This window comes from Kothea flammea (assembly GCF_052161645.1).
Taxonomy (GTDB): Bacteria; Planctomycetota; Planctomycetia; order Pirellulales; family Pirellulaceae; genus Laterigemmans.
Genome location: NZ_CP197414.1, coordinates 1,747,613 through 1,771,728 on the forward strand (window position 1 = coordinate 1,747,613; position 24,116 = coordinate 1,771,728).

Below are 24,116 nucleotides of genomic sequence, written 5' to 3' on the forward strand. Positions count from 1 at the left end.
CTCCTTTCACTGCGTGAAATGCTATGGGAACGCTCCTTTCGCTCCCTCGCAATTCCTTGAGAACTCGGCTCGCGCGACGCAACAGACGACACCAATTTTTCGATGGTGGCTACGTTGTCCAGCTCTACAGCCGACAGTTGGCGATTGCCGTTTGGATGATTGCCGAAGCCCCCAAGGCTTCCAGTTGCTCCATGATGTCGATCACCTCTTTGCTGCGAACCATCACGCGCACCGCACACCACTGAGAGTCTTCCAGCGCGCTGATCGTCGGTGAGCGGAATCCGGGGGTCAGCTGTTCGGCCTCTGCCAGTTGTTCGCGACGCACGTTGTATTCCAATAACGAGTAATCGCGGGCGATCACCACCCCTTCCAGACGTCGCACCAACCGCGCCGCGGTCGCTTCGTCGCGTACTTTGCGATTGCGGATTAAAACCGTTTCATACTGGCCAATTTCGTCCAAGATTCGCAGCCGGTTGGCTGCCAGCGTGCTGCCAGTCTCGACTAGGTCGACGATCGCCTCGGCCACACCCAACTGAATCATCACTTCCACCGATCCTGACAGGGCGACTAAATGAGTCTTCGCCCCATGCTTGGCAAAGTACTGATCGGTCAGCCTGGGAAAGCTGGTTGCGACCGCTTTTCCATCCAAGTCGCTGGCTTGCTGTACGGGAGACGATTCGGGGACGCAGATCGCCAATCGGCAATGGCCCATGCCGAGTGATAGGCTGCGGTCCACGTCGGCTCCCGCTTCTTCGATCAAGTCGCTGCCGGTAATCCCCATGTCGATAGCTCCTTCGGCGCAAAGGGTGGGGATATCGTCGGTGCGCAAAAAGGTCAGATCAATATCGAGACCTCGCACACGTGCGAACAGTGCTCGGTCTTGCCGGCGAAATTGCAAGCCGGCCTCTTTCAGCAGGTCGGTTGCCAGATCGCTCAGTCGGCCTTTGCTGGGGATCCCAATCCTCAGCCGTTCACTTGTCGTCATCAATGGTTTCCTTGCGGCGTTGTTTTTCTTCCAGCCCCGAGAGCCCCTCTCGGCGACCAAGTTCCAGAGCCACGTCTGCCCAACGGACCTGGCGGTGGGCCATCATGACCATCGTGTGGAAAATCAAATCGGCGACCTCGCGAGTCAGATGTTGACGTCCTGCCTCCCCTTCCTCGCCAGCCGCTTCCACCACTTCAGCTGCTTCTTCCGTGATCTTTCCACCAATTTTGTGGACTCCACCAGTCAACAGGCTGGTTGTGTAGGAATTCGCTGGCATTTCCGCCGCTCGCCCCTCGATCGTCGCCATCAGTCGTTCGAATATCTCGGTGGTTTGGCTCATCAGCGATCTGTCCTCCGCGGTTCGTGCAAGTCCGCCCTACCACCTGCCGCAGGAACAGAGCTAAAGCGTGAAACCCTCGTACTTTACCGCGAAACAGGGGTTCAGCTGTAGGGGTGGCAGCGAAGCTCTGCATTCCAGGCTCCGTGAAGATTTCATTAGAAAACCGAGTTACGGCTTCCTTCCCCTGATCTAACCACATAGTTTCTCGTTGTCATATTCCTGAGAGTACGAAGTCCATTAAAGTAGTTGTTCTAATGTCCAAGAAGCGAAACGCGTTTACGTTGGTTGAGTTGTTGGTGGTGATTGCCATCATCGGAATTCTCGTTGGCCTGCTGTTGCCCGCGGTGCAAGCCGCCCGCGAAGCCGCTCGTCGCATGAGTTGTAGCAACAACATCCGCCAAATCGGTTTGGCGATGCATAACTATGAGTCGGCTTTACAAGTGTTGCCCTTTGGCTGGAATGACCACGGCACCCTCTGGTCAGCGATGATCTTGCCGTATGTCGAGCAAGATAACCTCTACAACACCTTGCTTTTCCAAGAATCGGGTCCCGGCAACTGGCTGTCCGGCAGCGCCAACACGGTCGCGTGTGAAACGGCGATCAGCACCTATCGCTGTCCTTCGATGCCAATTGGCGACACATTCAATTACAACGGCTTCGCAGCACGTGTGCCGATGAGTTATCGCGGCAACGGGGGCAACGAAGTCTCTTCGGATGACACCAGCACTCGCCCCCTACCCAACACAAAGTCTTTCGAGATGCTGGATCTCAACGGTGTTTTCTTTGCCTGCAGCCGGATTCGTTTTGCCGATATCCACGATGGGCTGAGCAATACAGTCTTGATTGGCGAATCACAGACCGATCCAAATTTTGTCAAAGATGGTCAGGGAATGGATTTCTGGCAAATCGGCTCTCCCCAAGCAGATCCCTGTCGCTGCGATGGTGGCACCGGCGGCACGGAGTTCACCGAAGCGGTCGGCAGTTTCCTTGTCCAACCCAATTTGCGTCTTCGTGAACCGGCCATTTCCGGACGCTTGATGGAAGTCGCTTTTGGCAGCTGGCACCCCGGCGGCATCTCCTTATTCACCTTCGGCGATAACTCAGTGCGGCCAATTTCGGATACCGTCGATCTGCAACTCTATCGAGCTCTCGGTTCCCGTAGCGATAACGAAGTGGTCGATATGAGCAAGCTGTAGAGCGAGTCTCGTCTATCTTGATAAAATTTCTTTGAGGACTTTTCGTTGATGTATCGTATTGCAAAACCGGCACTTTTTTTGTTCTTGCTCAGCTTCTGCTGCTTGTTTTTGACGGGCTGCAATGGGGGCGTGCAAGCGGACTATGAGAAATTAGGCCTGGTCGAAATCTCTGGCACCGTGACGCTCGACGGCCAGCCGTTGAGTGGGGCTGTGGTGATGTTCGAAGCTCCCGATACCACCTTTTGCTACGGCACCACCGATGCCAGCGGCCGTTATACGCTGAAGCTCAACTCGGAAAAGACCGGCGTGGTGCCCGGCGAGAAAGTGGTTCGCATCAGCACCACCGCTCGCACGGGCGAGGAGGCAATCAATAACAGCGACGAGGAAGACCCTGACGAGAAACCCGGCGATGGTGCGGAAAAAGTACCCGCCTGCTATCATGCCGACTCGAAGATCACGGTCCAAGTCACCGAATCGGACGCAAATTTTAACTTCGACTTGCTCTCCGATTGCTCAGTGACCGGCCGCAGCTAGCTCAACCCATGACCCCCATCGCTGCTGGTTTTAACTTGGTAAATTCTGTTTTCCCCAGTCGCACCTACGGCGGCTTGATTTTTGATTGCGACGGCACGCTAACCAACTCCATGCCAGTCCATTTCCTGGCTTGGAGCGAAACCATGAACCGCTACGGTATCGTCTTTGACGAACAGCGGTTTTATGCCTTGGGGGGAATGCCAACCAGCAACATCATCGAACTCCTGTCGGGCGAGCAGGGTGTCCAAATTGACGTTGCCCAAGCGGCCCAAGAAAAAGAATTAGCCTTCCTGCAGAGGCTCGACACACTGCTGCCACTCCCGCAAGTCGTTGCCGTCGCCGAGCACTATCGGGGTCAAATTCCTCTGGCCGTGGCCAGCGGCGGATACCGCGATGTAATCGACCGCCAGTTGGCAAAAATCGGCTGTCTCGATTGGTTTGACGCGATCGTCACGGCGGAAGATACGCATAACCACAAACCGGCCCCCGACGTCTTTCTCGAAGCCGCCCGCCAACTCGGCGTCCCACCCCAAACATGCCTCGTCTACGAAGATTCTGATCTGGGACTGCAAGCCGCCGCCGCCGCCGGCATGGACGCCATCGATGTCCGCCAATGAGTGACTTATTACACAACTCGGGTTCGGTAGACTGGCGGTGTTGATTCTCAACGCTTTAGCTCATCCGGAAAACGAAGGTCGGGTGATTGTACCGTGCTTCGTCCGTTGCGCAGCGGCATTTTGTATAGCGGAGTCATTTTCGCTCGACCTGTAAGAAAATTGGTGGGACGAGTCAGCTTTTGGTTTGCGTACATTTCAAGTAACTCTCGTTCAACCATCGAAGGTACTTGGAACCGTCCGAGCCGATAGGTTCCGTCTTGTTCTGTTTCCAGCCAGAAGGCATTGTCTTGGGCACTCCCCGTCGGGACATCTCTCAGATCAAGCATAGTCCGCCATGTCGGGCCCTCACCTATTCTATGACCATCAGCAAAGCAAATTTGAATTTGGTTTGATCGACTTAAAGAGGCGAGGTAAAGAATAAGAGAATTCTGCACAGTCCCTTTTGGCTGTGATGTCCATGTTGTCGCAGCAGAGCCTCCAAAAGGCTCTGGTCTTTGTCGGAAGGATGCTCTCGCACTTCTGGAAGTTGGAGGTGCAAGTACCAACATTGGCACTAACTCCGTGCGGGTCGATGCGTTTTCAGCAAGTTCCAGGCGGCGAGGAGCACGTTGAAGACTCTTCCATTCGCATTTAATGTCCATGCCTCGCTTGAAGTACAGCAACAAATAAGGGTGTTCAAGCCCAGAGGGTAAACGTGGGATTCTTCCGGTGACTTCTATTGGCTCCATTGAGTATGGATCGATTCCGGAAAATTCGCAGCGGTAACCACTGAGTATTGAAGTGCGAGCTGAATTTTCATTAGCGGTGAGGGGGGTGCTGACAATGTAATCACTTATCACCTTGCCAATTTTACATACCCCTCCGATCCACCCGCCAGTTAAATTGACACACGCGTACATGCAAGGCTGGTCGGATAGTAACCTACAGCCTGGCATTACACTCAAGCCCAATGTTGCGATCGCTGCTCGGCGACTGATGTTCATATTCGATTAACCCAGAAATGAATGTGAGATGCATGTAAAGCGGCAAGGTTCCAGGCTACGTAAACCGGGCCTAAATATTGGACAATGGGAATGTCAGACACCAAGTCCGCGTGCGAGTGAAATTCATCCATTTTCGCTGGAATCCAGTTTGCCATCACGGCATTCGCTTCGGCACGGGTAATTCCAACTCGCCGCAAGTCCATGGCCTCAGCAAAAAAGGCTAGTCCAAGCTCACCAGGCATTGGATGTTCAACCATGGGACGCCCCAGTTCACCCATCGTCTTGCCACCTTGCTTTAAGTAGGTGTCCGCTGAATGGGGATAATGGGAATCGTCGCCGTCGCACAGCGGGCAAGGAACCCCCACCGGATCGAGTGCTAATCCTGCATTCGTATGAATATCGTGAAACTGAAACAAAGCATCCTGGATGAGCTGGAGGGGTGCGGTGCCGTAGCCTCCCCCCACATCGCTGTGTAAGCCGTATGTAACTCGTTGCTTTGCCCGGCGGCTATGCAGGTTGACACCGGGAAAGAAGCCGCGATCTTCCTGCCAAGCGATTAGGCTTTCTGCCTCCATGACATTTCCCGCCAAGCTCAAGTTGAATCCAGGGTTAATTCCGTTCCCCGGAAATGAAATCGATCCCACTGGATCGTAGATTGCCATCATTCGAATTCGAGCGGCAGGTAAAGTGCGTTTTAGCTCATGAGCGTACTGGATGCTCGCCACCCCACCACGACTAAATCCACTAAGGTAGATTTCATCGCTCATGTCAGTTAGTGCTGTAACGGTTCGACTTATGGCAGTTGCTATGATGTCCAACAACCCCATTCCAAATCCGCCTCCTAACATCGATCCGAATATATTATTATCAACTGGATTGCCGACGCCACGTCGATAAATAATGTCAGATGGTGAGCCAATCGTCAGGAAAGCATCTCTTAATTGTTTAATATTCGAAAAATCCTCACCTTCCTCGAGGAATTCAACGCGATCGTGGTTCCAAGTTCCGTCGATCAGCACGAACAAGTTGCCTGAAGGGTCACGGTAGGTAAGCGGCGCGTTGCTGGAGTAGATATAGCGGTTCAAGCTGGTCGGTTCCATCGCGATCCCGCTGAACGAGTCGGCCTGCAAGAAACGACCCAATTGTGGCTGATACGTTCGTTGGCGGAGAAACACTCTCCCGCTGCTGGGATTTTGTATTTCGCCAGCGTATCCGTGCAGCGTCGTCAAATCGCTGGTCGGAGTGCCAAAGGCTCCGTAATGTGTGACCGCGTTCAACTCTTCGCTCAATGGTTTCTTGACTCGCGTCGAGCCGACCACGTCTGACCAGAGCGAATGAAGTGTGCTCGTTGAATCTGACTCGGCCAGCACGCGATGCCCAGTGACTATCTGTCGCTCGGTGGCTCCCGTAGCCAGATCACGCGCCTCGAACAATTGACTGTGCCCACTGGGGCTCAGCGGATCAACGATCATTTGCAGAGTTTGCTCATGCACAATCTCGTTCGCTTCCCAAACGACCTCACGTTGCTCCATCAATTCGCCGTGGGGACCACGCACCAAATCACGGCTACGCGAAATCTCCACGCCACCATGCGTCCTCTCCCATTCGCCAATCAAATAACCCCGCAAATCATAGGTAAATTCAGTCTCGCTCAACACCAGATCAGTGGCAGCATCGCGACTTGTCACTTTATGGATCGCCGTTGCTCCTGGACGATATTCATATTGCTTATTGAGTGACTCAACTCCATCAATCCAATGCGTTTCCGCTAAAATCCGATCCGCCAAGTCATATTCATAAGCGATTGCCAAATCGACGATCCCATCGGCATCTTGGTCGATCCCTTGCTGCGTGCGGTTGTGTGCCGCGTCATAATCATAAGTAGTCACGCTGACGCCCAGGTTGTCAGTGACTACGTATTCGACAAGCCGATCAGCAGCATCGTGCCGCAATTCAATTTCGCGTACTTCGATTGGCTGGCCCAGCGGATCGCCGAAGGTTTCCACCACCCGCTCTCGGTTCCCGGCAGGGTCAAAGTGGTACTCGAAGCTGGCGAGCACAAGGTTGTCCTCCCAAGTCTGCGGCGTGGAATCTTCAACCAAATAGCGGATCTGCGCCGTGCGACCAAGCAGATCGTAATCATACAGCTCAATGGTTCCATCCGGGTGCAGGATCCGTCGGATACGTCCGAAGACGTCATAGGCATATTGATAGCCAGCAACCGGACTCAAACTGCTCCCATCGCTGTGTGTTAGCGTGACGCTGGCCAAACGCGCCGATTGATCGTAAGTGTATTCCACTCGTCCCTGCAATTGCTCCGGATCGTTTCTGGCAAAGGTCGCGGCCGATCGCAGTTGTCCCAAGGCGTTATATTCGTAGCGAATCTCACCTCCCGGTGTGGTCAGAGAAACCAGGCGCTGCGATCCGTCGAACTTGCGGTGAATTTCACCAGCGGCAAAATCCTGTGTCACGTTGCCGCGAATGTCGGTGTCCGCACGTGTCCAGTCAGTTGGCTCGCCGGCTGCATAGCTGGCCGCATCTTGGAAATATTCCGTTTGGATTAATCCGGGGTCGAGTGGGTCTTCGGACCAAACAAAAGATTCAATCGATTGGTCAGGTCGAATGATGCGTTTGATGCGGGCTTGCGCATCGTACTCCCGCTGCTCCCGCAGTCCCTTAGGTCGCTGACTGGCGATCAAGTCACCAGCCGCGTCGTAGTAGTCGCGAGCCTCGCGCGCTTGAGAGTAATCCAATGTTCCATCAGTGCGCTGGATGACACCGCTACGAGTGACAATGCGGTTTCCCCAGTCATCGTATTCAAATTCCGTCCGCGGATGGTAGCTTCCCAAGCTCGTGTCGTCAGCCGATATCAGGGGTAGAATGACAGCGTTCAAGGCACCTTCACTGTTATACTCATAAAGCGTTTCACGCCCTGCTGCGTCTATTTCAGCGATCAATTGGTTCAAGGCATTGTGTTGAATCCGCTCGCTGCTGCCGTCGGGAAAGATGGTTGTGTTGGCACGCCCCGCGTCGTCATAACCAAAACTAACCACCCGCTGCTCGGCGCGGTTGATTTCGCCACTGGGCAAGACGCGTACGCCGGCCGTTGTGGCGATTCGGCGCCTGCCCTCGAAGTTGAATTCGGTTCGCGGTCGCACCGTGAGTCCCAGGTCGACGTCAAAATATGCTTCTTCGGTGACCGAAATTGTGTTACCTAATTGATCATAGGAGTAATCGCGATGCCCACCCGAGGCGTTGGTGCTGCGAACAACACGTCCCAAAGAGTCATAGAGGGTTGTCTCTCGCCCGACTACTTGACCCGCCGTCACCAAGCTGGTTTGCACGCGACCGCCTGCCAGTTCTTCGACGGTCGCAATCACGTTGGTCAAGAATTCGACCAAGTGCACCCGGTTTGCTTGGTCTCGAACCGTTCTGGTCGCGCGAACTGCAGCGGTTCCTAACTCCGCCGCCGTGACCGGTGCTAATTGGACGATGGACAGCAGGTTGTCGTCACGAGCGTCCTCGTAAACGGTTAAAGAAATCAGCACCGGCTCCGTGTCAGATACCACGGTGGTTGTTTGAGACACGAGCCGTCCCCGTCCATCGTAAGCCATGGCAACGGTCGAACCATCGGTTTCCCGCCGCAGGATGACTCGCCCCGCATCGTCGAAATCCCAACGATCATTGTCTAATAACTGTCCAGGCTCGACAACTTCGGCTGCTTGGGTGCCATCATCGCGAGTGACGATCTCAATCAGCAGCCCCGAAACACGATCGCTGCGTAATTGCTGATCCAAACTATCATAAGTATATCGTACGCCAGTGATCGGACCGCTGTGCTCTCCGTCAAATGGGTCTGTCGCAGTTAACACGCGCCCAAACTCGTCGTAGGCTGTCCTCGTTCTGCGGACGATGGAGCTACCATCATCTCCTCGCACGGTCGTCGTCGCTTCAATCGTGCGACCTAGATAATCACGGACTCGCATGATGCTGCGACCATCCTCTGTCGCGATCAACTCGGGGTGGTTGATGCCATCAGGTTCCGCGGTTGCCCCCGCGATTATCTGCCCCGCTTCGATGAGAGTCACGTGCGGGCGGCCCGCGACTTCCTCGATGCTGAGTTGTAATCCCACTAAAGCATCGGTACGAATGACTTGCCCGGTGAGATCATAATGGAATCGCTTGGCAGTATTGGGAAGTTGCCCAGACGGCACCGGGTTGGTGACGATTTCAGGCTGCCCTTGATGGTTAAATATCTGATAAATAAGTTGTGTCTCCCCGTTCGCTCCCAAGGACTCCATGATCACGGGTCTGCCAGCCGCGTTGAATTGGCTGGATGTAGATTCTCCATCTGATGAGGCCTCGTTCAACAGTCTCCCCGAGTTATCAAAATTCCTCGCAATTTGCGTCGACTTTTGCGTGATTCCCGTGCTGGAGATCAACTGCACTTGCCTTCCTTGGGGGCGATCATTCGCGTCATGGTTCCAGGTGGTCACTACTTTACCACTGTTATCACTGGGTGAGGTGACGGCAGTCAGCACCACGTTATTGTTGGCATCGTAGGTGGTGGTCGTATGGTTGCCAAAACTGTCAGTATGGCGTACCTGCCTCCCCTGGTCGTCGAACTCGGTCTCAAACAATACTCTTTCGGCATAGCAGATAGATGTGCTCAGGGGCGAGTCTTCACAATCGCCAGCCGAGCCTGCGGAGAGATCGACGAGGTGAGCTGACAGGGCGTTGCCGTATTCGTCTCGGGTGTACCGAATCATCTGCTGGTCCGGCTTCGTGATGCTCAACAGATTCCCACGCTCGTCAAGTTCATACGATGTGCGATTTCCGAGGGGATCGATCTCAGCAATGAATTCCCCGGTAAACGGATCGTAGATGTACCGCGAGGTTTGCCCATCGGGAGCCGTCCGCGAGAGCACGCGTCCAGCATCGTCCAACTCCATCGCATAGACGAACTGTTCGGCGAGTTCACCAGTTGCCTCGTCATACAAGTTGCGAGTTATCTGCTCCGGCTTGCCTGCTGCGCTGAAGGTAAACTCGGTCCGTGAACCAGTGAAGTCGGTAATCGTTGCTAGCTGTCCCCGCGAGTCGTAGGTAGTCTCCGCAAGCGATACGCCGCCGACCACCGTGTTCCTGGTTCTTGCCGTGCTGTCTACCGCTTGGCTCACTTGGTTTCCAAATGGATCCAGCTGAGTGATCAGACGCCCATTTAAGTCGATCTGCCCAGCGAACTGTTGAATACCGTCTGCGTCGACAACCTTTTGCAATCTCGGTGGACCCTCTTGTGTATAACTCAAGACGGTCGATTTTCGTTGTTCGATTGGACGCGTGTTGTTGAATCGATCGGTGACTGCGATCAATTGATCTTGAATGTTATAGTCGTAAGTAACGCGATTGCCGCGGGGGTCCACGATCGCCACGATCCGATTGCGATAGTCGCGTTCAATTTCGATACTAACTCCCGTGTTGCTGACAAACCGATCTTCTTCAAAGGTAATCTTGATCCCGTTGCGATCCTGAATGCTCTCGGTCTTGCCACTGCTTGCCGTGATCCGCCGTACTGATCGATTGCCGTGTTTCAGCTCATAAAAGTTACCAAGCTCGGGGTCGGCTGGATGGTAGGCAACGTTCGACTCGGTCACATACTGTCCAGCGATGAACCGTATTAGTTCATCGGGGCCTGATAAGCTGGTTTCGTTGCCGGGATCGGGGATGAAGCGTGGCTGGTAAATGGGTGGATGCCCAGTGAATCCAGGGATTGGGTCCGGCGCAAAGGTGAATCCTTCGCTGCGGCCGTCCGGCAACACCACGTGCAGTCGGGTTCCATCAATAAACGATTGATACTTCCCCTGCCCCACGCCGCCGAGTGTTTGCGGGTCGATTGAAATTTTGGTTACTCCCACGTCCAAATTCCATCCCACGCCGAAATCACCGGGACGATCGGCGTCGAGGCTGTTGTATACTCGCCGAATAGCCAACGGCATGCCAACCAACGGAATCTGTAAATCTGTGGCGACGAATTGATAGCTGCCTAGCTTTAAGGTTCCATCAATCTGTATTGGCACCTTCTTCGTCGAAAGCCCCTCCCCAGCGTCGGTCGCTTCGAGTATTAGTTGATAGCTTCCATTGCTTAGCAGCGTCGGGTCCAGCGTGCCAATTTCACCATCTTGAAACGGCGGGAGAAAATCGCCGCCACTCGCCTGGTATTCCGCGAGGAGCCGGGGAGCAAAACTCCCATCACTCGTGGTCAAGAAAAGCCGTATGGAGGATAGCTGGTTTTCAGGATCGGAGATTGTTGCTCGAATAGTGCTTGGTTCGGTAAACGAAGCGTTCTCGGCGACGTTGGTAAAGAAAATTTCCACTGGTTGATCGTTCGGGTCGCGAACGATGACGTCAATTTCCGTGCTGGCTGTGTTTTCCGCAGCGTCTTCTGCTTCTCCACGAATTGTGTAATGTCCTGGTGCGGAGAATCGATAAACTGCATACCCTTGAGCGTCGGTCGCTAATGGTTCGTCTGCAATGAACAAGGTGCGATCGGTGACAGCAACGTTGTCGAAAGCGCTCAGCAGAAAAACGATCGATTCGTTTGGTTCCACCAGCAATCGGTCCGTCGCAACGTGGACGGTCGGTGGCTCCGTGTCAGCAGCGACGCGCAGCGTGAAGGACTGCGTAATCGGCTCGCTGATTCTGCCGTCGGTTACCGCTAGGGAAATTATCTGTTCGCCGGTATCTGCCGCCGTGCTGGTCCATTCGACTCGCCCCGTTGCCGCATCGACCTGCATGCCTGCGGGACCAGCAACCAGTTGATAATCGAGTTGGTCTTGGTTGGGATCGGTCGCCGCGAAATTATATTGATAGAATTGCCCCGCTACGATCTCGTCCAATGGTTCGCTGATAATCTCGGGTGGTTCGTTCGCTTCTCGCACTGATAGCTGGAAATGATATTGTGCTTGGTTGCCCGCGATGTCGCTTGCTTGCAACACCACCTCAACCGTTTGATCAAGCAACTCCAACGGCACATCCCAACTCAAGAGCCCAGCATCGTCGAACGTGGCATTCTCGGGCCCGGTGATCAGGCTGTAGGTCAACGTATCTTGCTCAGGATCGCTCGCCAAAAATACTCGCGCATACGGCAATCCGGCTTCCGCAATCCCAGGTTCCGTATCAAGAAACTCGGGAGGATCGTTAGGTCCGGTCTCATCAATTGTTAGGGAAAATCTTATGGTTGTTCCCTCGCCGAAGCTGTCGCGGGCGTTGATGGTGAATTGATATTCACCGAGTTCCGTGGGCAACCAGTTCATCACTCCTGAGGAGGTGTCGAGCGTGGCACCATGTGAGGGAAAGCCTGTCAGGAATCTTAACTCCACATCGTCATTGTCGGGGTCAGAAAAGTGAAATGTCGCTTTATAGTGAGTGTCCACACGATGATGCGTCGACGGATTACCGCTTAGTTGTGCTGGTGAGTTGTTGCCTCGTACTGAAATCTGAAAACCGATGGAGTTCGAGGCACCACTTTGATCCATCGCGGTTGCAGTGAAGGTATGAGTACCGATCTCATCCAGTGTCGGTGTCCACTGCAACACGCCGTTGTCGCCGATGGTCATACCGGCTGGCGGGCCTGTAAGCGACCAGTAGACGGTATCACCGTCGGGGTCGAGCGCGTCGAGTGCAGTTTGGTAGACGCGCCCCGCGATCGCGCTCGCCTGTGGAGTGCCGCGGATCACCGGCGGTTCGTTTTCGGCCGTTGCACCAACGCGAATCATCCATTCCGCTTCACTGCTGGCACCACGACTGTCGCTGGCAAGCACGCGGACTGGGTGACCTGCTGTATCAGTTAGCTGGTCAGCGGTTGGCGACCATTGCAGTTGCCCGTGCGGAGTAACCGTGAGGCCCGCTGGACCGCTGCTCAGTGAAAATATGATGGAGTCATGCTCTTGGTCAACGGCTGTGATTTGATAGCGATACTCCACGCCGAATTGGATTTTGTTGCGTGGTTGCCCAATGATGAAAGGTGGTTGGTTTAAGTTAGGATCAAAGACTTGCAGGTCGAAAGCTTGTCGCTCGTATCCCCCGTTTTGATCGCTCACCGAGATGATAAAAGAGTGCCCGCCGGTCTTCTCTGGCAGCCAAGTCAAATCACCCGTGCTTGGATTAAGCAAAGCTCCAAGAGGTCCCTCTTCCAACTGAAATAATAACGTTTCGCCATTCGGATCGATCGCGGTAACGGTGTGAGTCAGTTCCTCACCGCTGGCGATTCGCGTGGGTGGGAGTGAAGTAATTCTTGGCGGCGCGTTCTCTAGAACCACAAGCGTGAACTCTTGGCTAGCGATGCCGCCGAGTGAATCTACGACTTGCACCGCTACGGTGTATCGACCAGCATCAGTTGGCAGCCACCGCAGCACGCCGTCGGCATCGATCCGCATCCCCAACTCCGCAGCTTCGCCGGTAAGGGTGTAGGTCAGCCGATCACCGTCATGGTCGACAACCCGCAACGGGTACTCGTAGGGCAGATCACGCGCGGCAGGACCTAGCGGAGTGCTGAGGAACAGCGGCGGCTGATTTTTTCGGACCGTGGGCACGACTTCGAGACGGACTATCTGCCTACTTTGGCGATCCGCAAAATCAGTGGCAACGATTTCGATTTCCACGCTCCCCAACCGCCTCGGTGTCCAGCTGATATCGCCGCTGCTCGCATTGATCGTCATGCCAATGGGACCGCGATCGATGTGGTAATGCATCGGCGACTGCGGGGACAAAATGGCATCGGCCGAAATCGCCGCGGCGCGGTACGTGTATGGTTCAAGGAGACCAGCGGAGATTGGTGGTTTGCTGATAAATCGGGGTGGGTTATTTGTACTGGCGTGCGCTGGAATGACATTGAGTGCAAACGACTGGATTGCGTTGAGGCCGTACTCGTCTTCCGCCGTAACTTGCACCTGGGTGTTCATGAGTTGGTCAGGAGTCCAACTCAAAATTCCTTCCTCGCTGATTGCCGTCCCGAGCTCAACGCTGGCATCGTCCAGACTGAGCGTGACGGCGTGGCCATCGGGGTCTTGCACCCGAAGCGGATATTCCCAGCGTTGATCTTGCCAAATCGCTCCGCTTGGAGCCGATAGGAATTGCGGCGATCGATTGGAGCGTTGCACACGCAGCGTAAATGTTTGTTGCGTCGACTTGTCGGCTGCGTTGATTACCGTGATAGTAACTCTTTGGGAAGTCAGTGAGGTGGGTGTCCATGTGAGTCTACCAGTGGTGGTGTCGATTAAGACGCCGCGATCGATCGCCTCCGTATTCAGCTCGTAGGTCAGTGCTTGTGAATTTGGATCTATGGCAGTGACTTGGTAGGTCCAAGGTTGGTCCAGGCGAGCGATTCCGGCGGGCTTTGAAGTGATTTGCGGAGAGCCGGAAAGGTCTTGGAAAGGGCGTTCAATTACATCTAATTGAACGCGTTCCTTCGCGACGCCGCCCTTTGAGTCGTTTACCACAATTTCAAAATCTAACACATTAAATTGTAGTGATTGGTAGGTGACTCGGCCGGTCCTGTGGTCAATTTCAAGCCCCGGGTAGGTCTCTGAGGATTCGATTGAAAAGTATAGGTGATCCCCGTCGGCATCAAAGGCCGTGGGGTGGTAACTCCAACTCTGACCCACAATCGCTGGGCCCAATGCGGTGCTGGTGATTCGAGGTGGAGAGTTCTTGGCAGGTTTTACCTCCAACGGTAATAATTGTGAGCTCGCTGCTCCCAAGGCGTCGGTGGCGGTCAGTACGACTTCGACGGTTTGTAAATGATGAGGGGTCCAGGTCACTAGCCCCGTTGTTTGGTCTACCGCGATACCAGCCGTTATCGCCGCATCATTGAGTGCGTAGCTGATTCGATCTCCTTCGGCGTCGATCGCACGACTCGCATATTGCCAGTTGGTTCCGATGCGAATCTGTGTGAGTGGGATGGTATTGAAGCGGGGAGCAAGATTGTCGTGACGCTCAACAGCTGCCAACATAAAAGTGTGTGCACTGGAAACCGCTGAAGCGTCGCTGGCAACCACGGTAATCTCTTGGGGTTCGGCGGGATGGTTGGGGAGCCAGGTAATCAAGCCCGTCGCGGCGTCGATCGACATACCCGCCGGTGAAGCTCCGCTCAAACTGTACGTGATTCGCGTTCCCTCGGGATCGTTCGCACGCACCTGATAGAGCCAGGGTATGCCGACAACCGCCGGCCCGGTCGGAGTTGAATTGAATTTTGGTGGATTGCTGTTTGCATTTTCCGAGACAACTTGAATGCGGGCGGTTGATGTTGATTGCAGCCCGTTGGTGTGCCTTGCGATTAGCGGAAAAGAAAAATCACCGAGCGATTCGGGTAGCCAACGAAGCTTGAAGGCGGTCGCGCATGTTTCATGCTCTGTCGGGCAAGTGATTCGGCTGATTTGCACGCCTTGGCTGCTTGCTTGCTCTGAAACACTGAGCGTTAAATCGCTTGGTTGAATTCCACCACCGAGCAAAATGATCGCTTCGACAGACTCGCCAATTCGTGAGACTACATCGACTTTATGGAGAAAGACTGGAGGCGCTTCCGCCAGCACGGTAACCTCAAATACATGGGAGGTGCGGCCGCCACGATAATCATCAGCGAGCAAGTTAAACTGATACACACCGACGTCAGTCGGGGTCCAGCGAATGATGTTAAAACTGTTGTCGAATTCTGCACCCGATGGGTTTGGCTGATCGGTTGCGAGCGAGAATTGCGCGAGATCACCATTCGCATCTAAGGCTGTAGGTCGATAAGTCCAAGGCAGGTTTAAACCGGTCACCAGCTGGGGCGTGCTGTTGATGACCGGGGGGATATTTGAGGCGACTGCGGTGAGCACGTAATCTTGTAGTACTAGGCCACCTTGGTTGTCCTCCACGCGGATGATGATTTGATGATTGCCGCTTTGCTCGGCCGTAGGTGCCCAGCCTAACATGCCGGTTTCTGGGTCAATCATCATGCCGTTTGGCCCCCAAGCCAACGAGTAAGTAAGCGGGTCACCGTCCGCGTCATTGGCAATCACTTGGTAGCGGTAAGGTAAGTCAATCACCGCGGCACGCATTGGTGTGGATTCAATTTTAGGACTACTGTTCTCGTGGGTTCGTGGTGGTGTGACTTGAATTGAGAGCTCCGTAAAGTCGCGTCCGCCACGTCCATCCAGGGCCATCACGTGCACGCGATGGAGTCCGATCTGTTCACGATTCGGGGTCCAGTCAAGTTGGCCGCTATAGGGATCGAGCGTCATCCCGAGCGGCGGTAGGTGGCCATTGTTCGGCTCGGGTATGAGCGAGAAAGTAACGCGATCGCCGTTCGCATCGAAAGCCTCAAGTCGTTGCCTCAAGGGGCGATCAATTTCAGTCTCCAGTAGATCTACCTCGAGCAACGTGGGAGGTGTATTTGCAATGACACTTTGACTGACTGACACCGTCCAGTGTTGTTCGTCGACGCCGCCTAGCGGATCGGCTGCGGTGGACATGAAGGAGTACTGTCCCGGTTCGGTCGGCGCCCAGTACATCTGCTGAGCCTTCGCATCAAAGCTGGCCCCTAAAGTCTCCGCACCCGGCAGGCCGTAAGTGATCGGATCCCCTTCGGGATCAATCGCCCGCACACGGTATTGGTAGGCCGCGGCTATCGCACCTGGAATGCTGCCATAGGTTACTCCGGGCAGATTAGCATCAATGAAATTCAGATCAAAATTCCAAGCGTCACCATCCCCCAACAGTGTCACCGGAAAAGTCACTGTTTGATCCGAAAACGTTGGTTCCCCCACGCTGATCGGCGCGTCGTCGGGAGTAACGACTAAATCCACCACCGCTTGCCGAGCAATCTCGTTGGTCAACGTGGAGACCAACGCGGAGGTAAACGAGCTTCGCTGCAATTCACCTGCAGTTCCTGGCTCCCGCAGATATTCAATATTCCAAGCCGACCCGTCCAGCTCAACCGCCAAGTCCACATAATCTTCCCGGGTGGTCTCTTCGGCGTTGTCGATCCGTAAACCGTTGCCGACTGATGCATGAAACGTCCCGTCTCCATCGGGGTAGAAGAAAGTAAAAGAATCTTGGCTTACGGGCACTTCGGGGGAAATGTTAACGCCCAGCGCGTTTGGCGTCAGTTGCTCATCAGTGGGGCTCAATTCGGCCTTTGCCACGACGTGCAGGGCCGCTGATGCTTGTTCGAGTTGGCTCTTGATTTGTGCTTTGGTAAGGTCGAGTCGGACCGGATCACGACTTTCGTCTGTTAACAGGATGATTTGACGTGATGCATGCGTGCGAAATGGCAAATGCTCCAAAGCGTGATTGATACCCCAGTAGCCATCTTCGACATCACCGATCGCGCGGAGGTAGTTCGCCCGCTCACTGGCGATTTCCGCTGAACCAAACAACGCTTCGTCGTCATGGGATCTTAGCTCTAAGCTGTGCCCAGCTTGTCCCGTAAACCGATATACTTCCAAGCTGCCGCTGGGAGTCGTTTGTCCTGTGGTTTTGGCTTGCCAAACTAGGTCATGTTCCACTCCCGCAATGGCAAACGTAAACGCTTCCGCCAAGCTCTGTTGCAGGATTTGGACTTGATAAAGACCTGTTTCGGGAGCGATTAAACGCCTCGGATTTGGCAGTTCGTCACCATCCACTTTGGTGCCGGGGAGCAAGTCATCGCCGCCGGTTTCTTCAAATAGAATGCCGCCGCTGGGCGCAAGAATTCGCCAACCCACTGTATCGCCATGCGGTTCCACCAGTGTTGGAAAGACAACGTGACCGGCTTGCAAGCTGATCGTGTAATCTTGACGGTCCGTTTCGCCAAATGATCCAGTGACGGCCGTGTTTAGCTCGAACGGCAGCCCCGAGTAAGCGTCAATATTACCGGGAGTTGCCGAGGCCAGTAGCTCGAATTCAACCGTCTCCAGGTTATTCGCATGGGCTTGTACTAGCAGGCGATGTTCTCCGCTGCTGCGAATCGGTTGGGCGTCAATGATGAGACCGTTGGTAAGCTCGCCACTGCTGATGGGTAGCCCCGTTGGATCAAGCAATGTCCAAGAAGCAGCGGCGTGTTGTGGGGTCTCGAGTTGTACTGAGAGCAACGAATTTCCCGACAGAATCAATTCATAGCTGTTTGCCTCCGCCGCATTTTCAAGCTCGTCGCTAAATGGCGAGTCGAGAGAAAGCGGAATGCTTGATGTAACTAGATTAGAAAGCTGAAACGAATATGAAGTGGCTGTCGAGTGGGTCGCCAACTCGCTGGTGGAGACGATGATCGCATAGTCACCGCTTTGCGTTAATGGAACCGCGCCAAGATCGTAGGGTAAATCGAGAGGGGCCGCACCAAATAAATCAGTTCGGATGCGGCTCTCCGCGACAACGCCTTCGGGGCCGACGAGGGTAAGGTCAAAGTTAGCAGTGGAGTTGGTCAGCAGAGAACCGCTTGCCGGACGCAACCGATCGAGGAAGAGCTGGTTCGCTTCATCAGCATTGAATGTGTAAACGCTCACGTGTTCGCTGGTTGCCAGCGAACTTTCAACGGTCTGCCCCAAACTCAAAGAGGATCCGTCCAGGAGAGGCGAGAGTAATTGTAAAGAAAACGGAGTCGCCGTTATCCCTGTCAACTGCAGTTGGTAGCTTCCACTATGTCTGAGCAGTGTCGGCGAGAAATCATCCAGCAACGAGAACTCAGCGGCAACAACATTGCCATTTGGATCTCGCAATTTGGCTGAAACTCCGTCACCCAGCACGCCATCAATCATCAGCATGTCGCCCGCCGAGGCGATAAACTCAATTTCGGTCTGTCCTTCTGTTAGCGTGCCAGAGTGGTGCCCCCAGTTCTCACGATTGATTGGTGAGTTCTCTTCACGCGTAGCAATGAATTGAAAGTCCAAGTCAGCGGTCGGGTCGAGTGAAGCTTCCGAGGGCTCACTTGGCAACGGGCGATATCGGGTTACGGCGAGTTGATAATCATCATCTGTCGGCAATGGGATCGGTTCAATGGGTGTGCCCGCTCGGACGACTTGCCGATCAATTGCTACGCCGCTGGAACCGTAGAGAATGACTTCGAAGTCGAGCGTTTCAGTAACGATGCGAGGAATTTCGCTGAACGATCCATAACCAACGAGGGCGTACTGGTTATTGCCGATTCCTTTCTCGATCAGGGCCGCGTCGAGTGCTGGGATCAGCTCTTGCATCCAGCCTTGCTCGCGCATGGAACCACTCTCGTCGATCACAAAGACAACATCAGCTGTTGTTAACAAGGTATCGGGAGGTAGCGTTACCGAAGCAGGAAACGTGGTTGACTGGCCAACGGCTAGCAGTTCGATAACTTCCTCGGGGGCGACGTTTCCAACGGCTTCCGGCAGTTGAAAAATCGGCAACAGAAACTCGGTCTCCGGTGTCGAGACGATCAGCGGCGGCAGATTGTCCGCAAGTGGGTGCACTCGAATGGTGTAGTCTTGCCAAGCCTCCCCTCCTCTGTCATCGTTGGCGCGGAGCGTAACGTTAAACGTGCGGCCGACGTCCGCCACGGTGGGTGTCCAGGTCACCAGGCTCGCTTCGTGGCTGGGTCCAGCATTCTCCGTCGGCATTTGGAAACCGTCGGGAGCAATCACGACATCATAAGTCAGTGCATCAAAGTCTGGATCGGCTGCTAGGGGTCGATACACGTACTGCTGGTTCGCGTAGGCATCCACAACCGGGGCGGTGATAAAGGTAGGTGGTTGGTTCGCTAAAGGATGGTCATCGACGACATGTAACTGATATGTTTGGCGGGCGCTCAATCCAAACGGGTCGGTCGCAGTGATCACAATCACGTGCCTTCCAGTGGCCTCCGGGCCAGGAGTCCACTGCAGTTGGCCAGACTCCGCGTCGATGGACATGCCCACCGGACCCGCTTGCAGTTGGTAATTTAGTCGATCATCTTCGGGATCGATCGCGGATGAGAAATAGGTGTATGGATTGTTGAGGCGAACCGATAGCGGTGGGTCAGTAACAAATCCCGGGGCACGATTAATTGTTGCCAATAGACTGCCGCGATAGTCAAACCTTTCATTTGTCGGATTGCGAAACTGTAGCATGAACCTCACTGCTTCACCCGGTTGCAAGTCACCATTGTTGGTCAGAGCGGTGATGTCATAGTAGGGTGCTCCAAGCAAGGATGGTGGGAATAGATCCGAGACATGCGTTTGTCCGCGAGGCGTTACGTTGGTGTAGTCAATCGGTGTGACTGCTAGTTTGTCGGTCTCAGAGACGGTAAATAAAAGTGGCCCGCGAAGTGGGTAGAGACCATTGTTGGTGATGGTGACACCGGCCGCCACTACTTGGCTGTCAATGTCATAGGTGGTGTGGTCATACGCCAGGGCAACCGCTGAAGTGGCATCGGTAAGGTGTCTCCAGTCACTCGCAGTAACGGTCGACTGGGCAGCGACCGGCGAGGGGGCAAACTCAGCAGGATTTGCAGGCGGGATTCGTAGATTCGCTGGTCCCGAAATCTGTTCAACGCCGGGGAACAGCGTCACGCGAGTTTGATTATCTTCGTCGTTGTTGACCAAACGCTGGATTAGCCGCAGAGGCATGCCGGCCTGCAGATGCGAGACATCAATTTCGATGATCGTCGTTGCGCCTTCGTGGCTGACGAATGTGCCCGCACCCAGCAGCACGACTTCATCCTCAGTATGGTTGAATAATGAGTCTCGGTTGGGGCTAATAATCGGAGCTAGCGGAATTCCCCGGTCGTCCACGAGTGCGATTTCAAAAGCGTCATTGATGGAATCAGCATCGTGGTTGTCAAAGCTTAAGTCTGTAAATCGCAAACGCAGCCGATTTCTGTTCGGGAGCAACTCGAATCTTTGTTCGTAGGCGGTGACAAAACGATCATCTTCGGTTAGCAGCAAAATTTCCGGAAGCACCTCAATCGCGACCGGTTGTGTTGCTGATAGTGGCGGGGCGCCATTGTCGCTAACGTTGATCCAGAAACTATAGAAAGTCGGTTCGGCCAAGCTGTTGCTGGTCCAGTGAAAGCTGCCTGTTTGGCTATCGAGCGTCGCACCTGGAGGAACTTCTCCAGCCAAGGAATAGCTCAGCTGATTGGCTGGTAGATCGGGATCGCTAGCTTGTGCGGTAAAGCTGACTGACTCTCCTGGGCGGACGGCGAAGTCATTGATGGGTTGGAGATTTGGTGGTCGGTTAACCTCGTTGACGAGAACGTTGAAAGTGCTGCTCGTTCGTAACGCATTCATGGCGTCATCCGAAACGGTCACGGTAACAGGATAAGTACCTGGACCTTGTTGTTCATCGGGGGTCCAGCGAATCAGACCTTGGGAATCGATTCGCAAACCGGCCGCCACCGCTTCCTCGTCCAGTTCGAAGAACAGCGTATCTGCAGGCAGATCGGGGTCTGTCGCCGTGACGGCCAATTGCCAGCCCAGCATCTCGTCAATCGTAACATCGGCGATCGGTTGGATTGTGGGAGGGCGATTGACTTCGCGAACGGTGAGCATGAATGTGCCAGTATCGTGCAACGGGGGAGAGCCGTTATCGACAACCTGCACGCTGATCGGAGTCATCAAGGGTCCGGAGCCTTCGTCGGTTTGCCACTCGATCACGCCCGTTTGCGGATCGATGTGCATGCCGGCGGGGATCGCCGTTGCGTCAGCGAAGCGGAAGCGTAGGTTATTCGCGGGAAAATCTTCGTCGCTCGCCGTCGCCATTACCCGCAGTGAGTCGCCTTCATTGATTGTGATTGCGTTCGGAACAGAGATCGTCGGCGCTTGGTTCACTTCTGACACATTGATGATTAAGCGATCGGAGTCAATGAGCTCAGGTGCCGCGGGATCAAATGCTTCGATGGGAATCACAAACCGTCCCGGCCCGTCGCGTTCCGAGGGACGCCAGGTAAACTCACCTGTGATTGCATCCAAGTTCGCATGCGTTGGAAATTCGTCGCTCAGTCGGTAGCGAACTTCGCGGTTCTCACCTCCGGGTGTTGCTGCAATCGTGACCTCCAGCAAGTCATGCTCGGGTATGGTGAGTTCGGGCAACGGTTGCAATTGTGGAGGTCTGAAAGCGGTGTCTACTGTAATCAAAACCGACCGGCTGTCATGCAACGGTGGCGTGCCGTTATCCGTGACCGTGATGCGGAAAGAGAACGCGCCCGCTGCGACCGGTGTCCAAGTAAATTCACCACTGGTCGGGTTAATTTGCGCACCCAGCCCCAAAGCTGCTGGATCGATGGAATAGTTCAAGCTATTTTCCGGCAGATCAGTATCGCTGGCGATGTTCACCCAGCGGACCTCTTGCCCGATGGTGGTTGCTTGGTTGGCAATCGCTGCCAATTGAGGAGCCTGATTGACCTCCGTGACATGGACTGTAAAGTTCCGTTGGCTCTCCGCACCGTCGGCATCACGCACCGTGACTGTGACCGGAAAACTGCCCGGCCCCTGTTGCTCGTTGGGTGTCCACTCGATCAAGCCTTCATTGTCAATCGTGATGCCGGCAGTTTTGGCCGCATTATCCAGCGAAAAGGATAGACCAGTTGCTGCAACTGGTTGATCGTCATCGAAGGCACTGACGGCAAATTGCCAAGCTTGCTCCTCCGGTATCTGCTGGTCGGGAATCGGTTCCAGATGGGGTGCTTGATTGACTTCGCGAACGTGAACGGTCCAAGACGTAGTCGAATGTAATGAGGGGACTCCGTTGTCGGTGACCTGGACTCTTATTTGATAGGAGCCAGGGCCATCCAATTCATTCGTCGGCCAGTTTAACACGCCCGTCACAGAGTCGAGTTGCAGTCGTGGAGACGGCGATTCAAGCAACGAAAATGTGAGCTGGTTTTCTGGTAAGTCTTGATCGGCAGCAAGCAATCGAATTTCGTAGCGGCTGCCCTCGTCAATGGTGACGTCGACTGGCTGCATAAGCTGCGGTCTGAGGTTTACCTCGCGGACATTGATTTGAATGGGCAAGCGATCGGCAAGTTGGGGATCATCGGCGTCCGCCGCAATGACAACGGGCGTGAAGACACCCGGCCCATCCAACTCGCTCGGTGTCCAAGTTAACATGCCGGTGACAGGATGAATGACCATTCCCGCCGGATGGGAAAATGGCTCGAGACCATAACGAATTTGTTGTTCCGAGTTGTTGGAGACCGTCGTAATCTGAAGACTAATGGGCGTTAGCTCGTCAATGGTCTGCGGGGGTACCGGATTAATGCTGGGGCGTTGCGCAAGCAGGCTGCGACGCAGCCATACACCGCGACGATCGATCGCCCCGCTGCCACTCCAAATGACTTGCAACGGGCCGCTGCCGAGTGCGATTGCTGAGTAGTTTTGATGCCCCGAGTTTTCGCCAGCCTGCTCGCTGACGATAAACTCCCCGGAACTGCTGGCTCCACCGGAGCCGAAAAATTTGGCATACACTTCCCAACCGCTGCCGTCTGGAATTCCTGAAGTCCAACTAATCGCGTAACGACCATCTTCGGCCATTGCCAAATCAGGATCCTTCTGAATTCCACCGCGCTGTGAATGTACCAATTGGTCTGCTGCGCTTAGCGGGGTCCCATCATTTGCGAAGTGCCGCTTGTAGATATTCCAAGAATCCGTTTCCGGGGAAAAGCCGGACCAACTTACGAGGAACCGCCCCATATCATCGACGCCCACGCGACTTTGCTGCTGACTGGAGGCGGTTTCCGCGGAGACGAGTCGCTCGTTGCGGGCCGCGGGCAATCGTTCCTCACCTGTGACGAAAGGCGTTTCATGGAGAATATCGAAGCGAGTTGACCAGCGACCATTTGCTAAATCGTGGCTACTCCAAGTCACGATCGCTTGATTCTCGGGGCCGAGTACCACTGCCGGCGAGTTTTGAGTGCCCGACGTTGTCGCATTGATGCGATGTTGATTGCTGATCGCAGTTCCGTTTGCGTCAAACCACCGTCGGAAGATACCTTCGGGTTCTGCGCTACCTGACGTTCCCTCCCATACGATGATGGTGTTACCATCGGAACCAACGCTCACATCACTGTTGCCCTGATAGCCGGGGGTGACCTGATTAATTAAAATTTCGCCCGTTAACGGTTGGTCATTCACGTCATACCAACGGGCAAATACTCCTTGCTGGTCACCCGGGCCGCGACCGTCCCAAGTGATGACATAGTTGCCATCTGCATAGACCGCTAGGTTTGGTCGCTGCTGTGCTCCAGTAATGGTCGTGTTGACACGCCGATCGGTCGACGCGGCACCATCCTCAGGAATCCTCCTGAAAAATATTCCATCATTGTCAGTTGGCCCGCGACCATTGAATACGACTAATGTATCGCCGTTGGGGGCAATTTCTATGGCCGTGGATTGTTGTTCGCTGGTCTGCAGGCGAGGGACCAAGGTGTTAACAAGCTGTTCCAGCGGCTCGCTGGCCAGCATGCGCCGGTCCTCCAACTGCTGATAGAGGTAGCGCCGTCGGTGA

The 24,116-nt window shown here is 54.5% G+C and carries 6 protein-coding genes; 3 read left to right on the forward strand and 3 right to left on the reverse strand.

Going from position 1 to position 24,116, the window contains the following annotated elements:
• Positions 1-124: 124 nt before the first annotated feature.
• Both hisG and SH139x_RS06295 read right to left on the reverse strand, forming a co-directional pair.
• The gene (gene hisG / locus SH139x_RS06290; protein WP_488354427.1) at positions 125-985 is read right to left on the reverse strand and encodes an ATP phosphoribosyltransferase; all 861 of its coding nucleotides are present in this window, start codon (positions 983-985) and stop codon (positions 125-127) included.
• A complete protein-coding gene (locus tag SH139x_RS06295) occupies positions 972-1,325 on the reverse strand; it encodes a phosphoribosyl-ATP diphosphatase (RefSeq protein ID WP_488354428.1) in 354 nt (117 codons plus the stop codon). The genes hisG and SH139x_RS06295 overlap by 14 nt, the downstream gene beginning before the upstream one ends.
• Positions 1,326-1,579: 254 nt before the next feature.
• Here SH139x_RS06295 and SH139x_RS06300 point away from each other — a divergent pair, with 254 nt between their 5' ends.
• The 3 genes from SH139x_RS06300 to SH139x_RS06310 are packed head-to-tail and all read left to right on the forward strand — an operon-like array spanning position 1,580 to position 3,672.
• A complete protein-coding gene (locus tag SH139x_RS06300; protein ID WP_488354429.1) occupies positions 1,580-2,521 on the forward strand; it encodes a DUF1559 family PulG-like putative transporter in 942 nt (313 codons plus the stop codon).
• Between the two features lie 48 nt (positions 2,522-2,569).
• Positions 2,570-3,055 carry a carboxypeptidase-like regulatory domain-containing protein gene (locus tag SH139x_RS06305; RefSeq protein WP_488354430.1) on the forward strand — a complete coding sequence of 162 codons (486 nt, stop codon included), beginning with the start codon at positions 2,570-2,572 and terminating at the stop codon, positions 3,053-3,055.
• A gap of 8 nt (positions 3,056-3,063) precedes the next feature.
• Positions 3,064-3,672 carry an HAD family hydrolase gene (locus SH139x_RS06310; RefSeq protein WP_488354431.1) on the forward strand — a complete coding sequence of 203 codons (609 nt, stop codon included), beginning with the start codon at positions 3,064-3,066 and terminating at the stop codon, positions 3,670-3,672.
• A gap of 979 nt (positions 3,673-4,651) precedes the next feature.
• On the opposite strand, the gene SH139x_RS06315 is transcribed toward SH139x_RS06310, so the two are convergent.
• Positions 4,652-24,073, reverse strand: a complete 19,422-nt coding sequence (locus SH139x_RS06315; protein WP_488354432.1) for a putative Ig domain-containing protein — start codon at positions 24,071-24,073, stop codon at positions 4,652-4,654.
• Between the last annotated feature and the right edge of the window lie 43 nt (positions 24,074-24,116).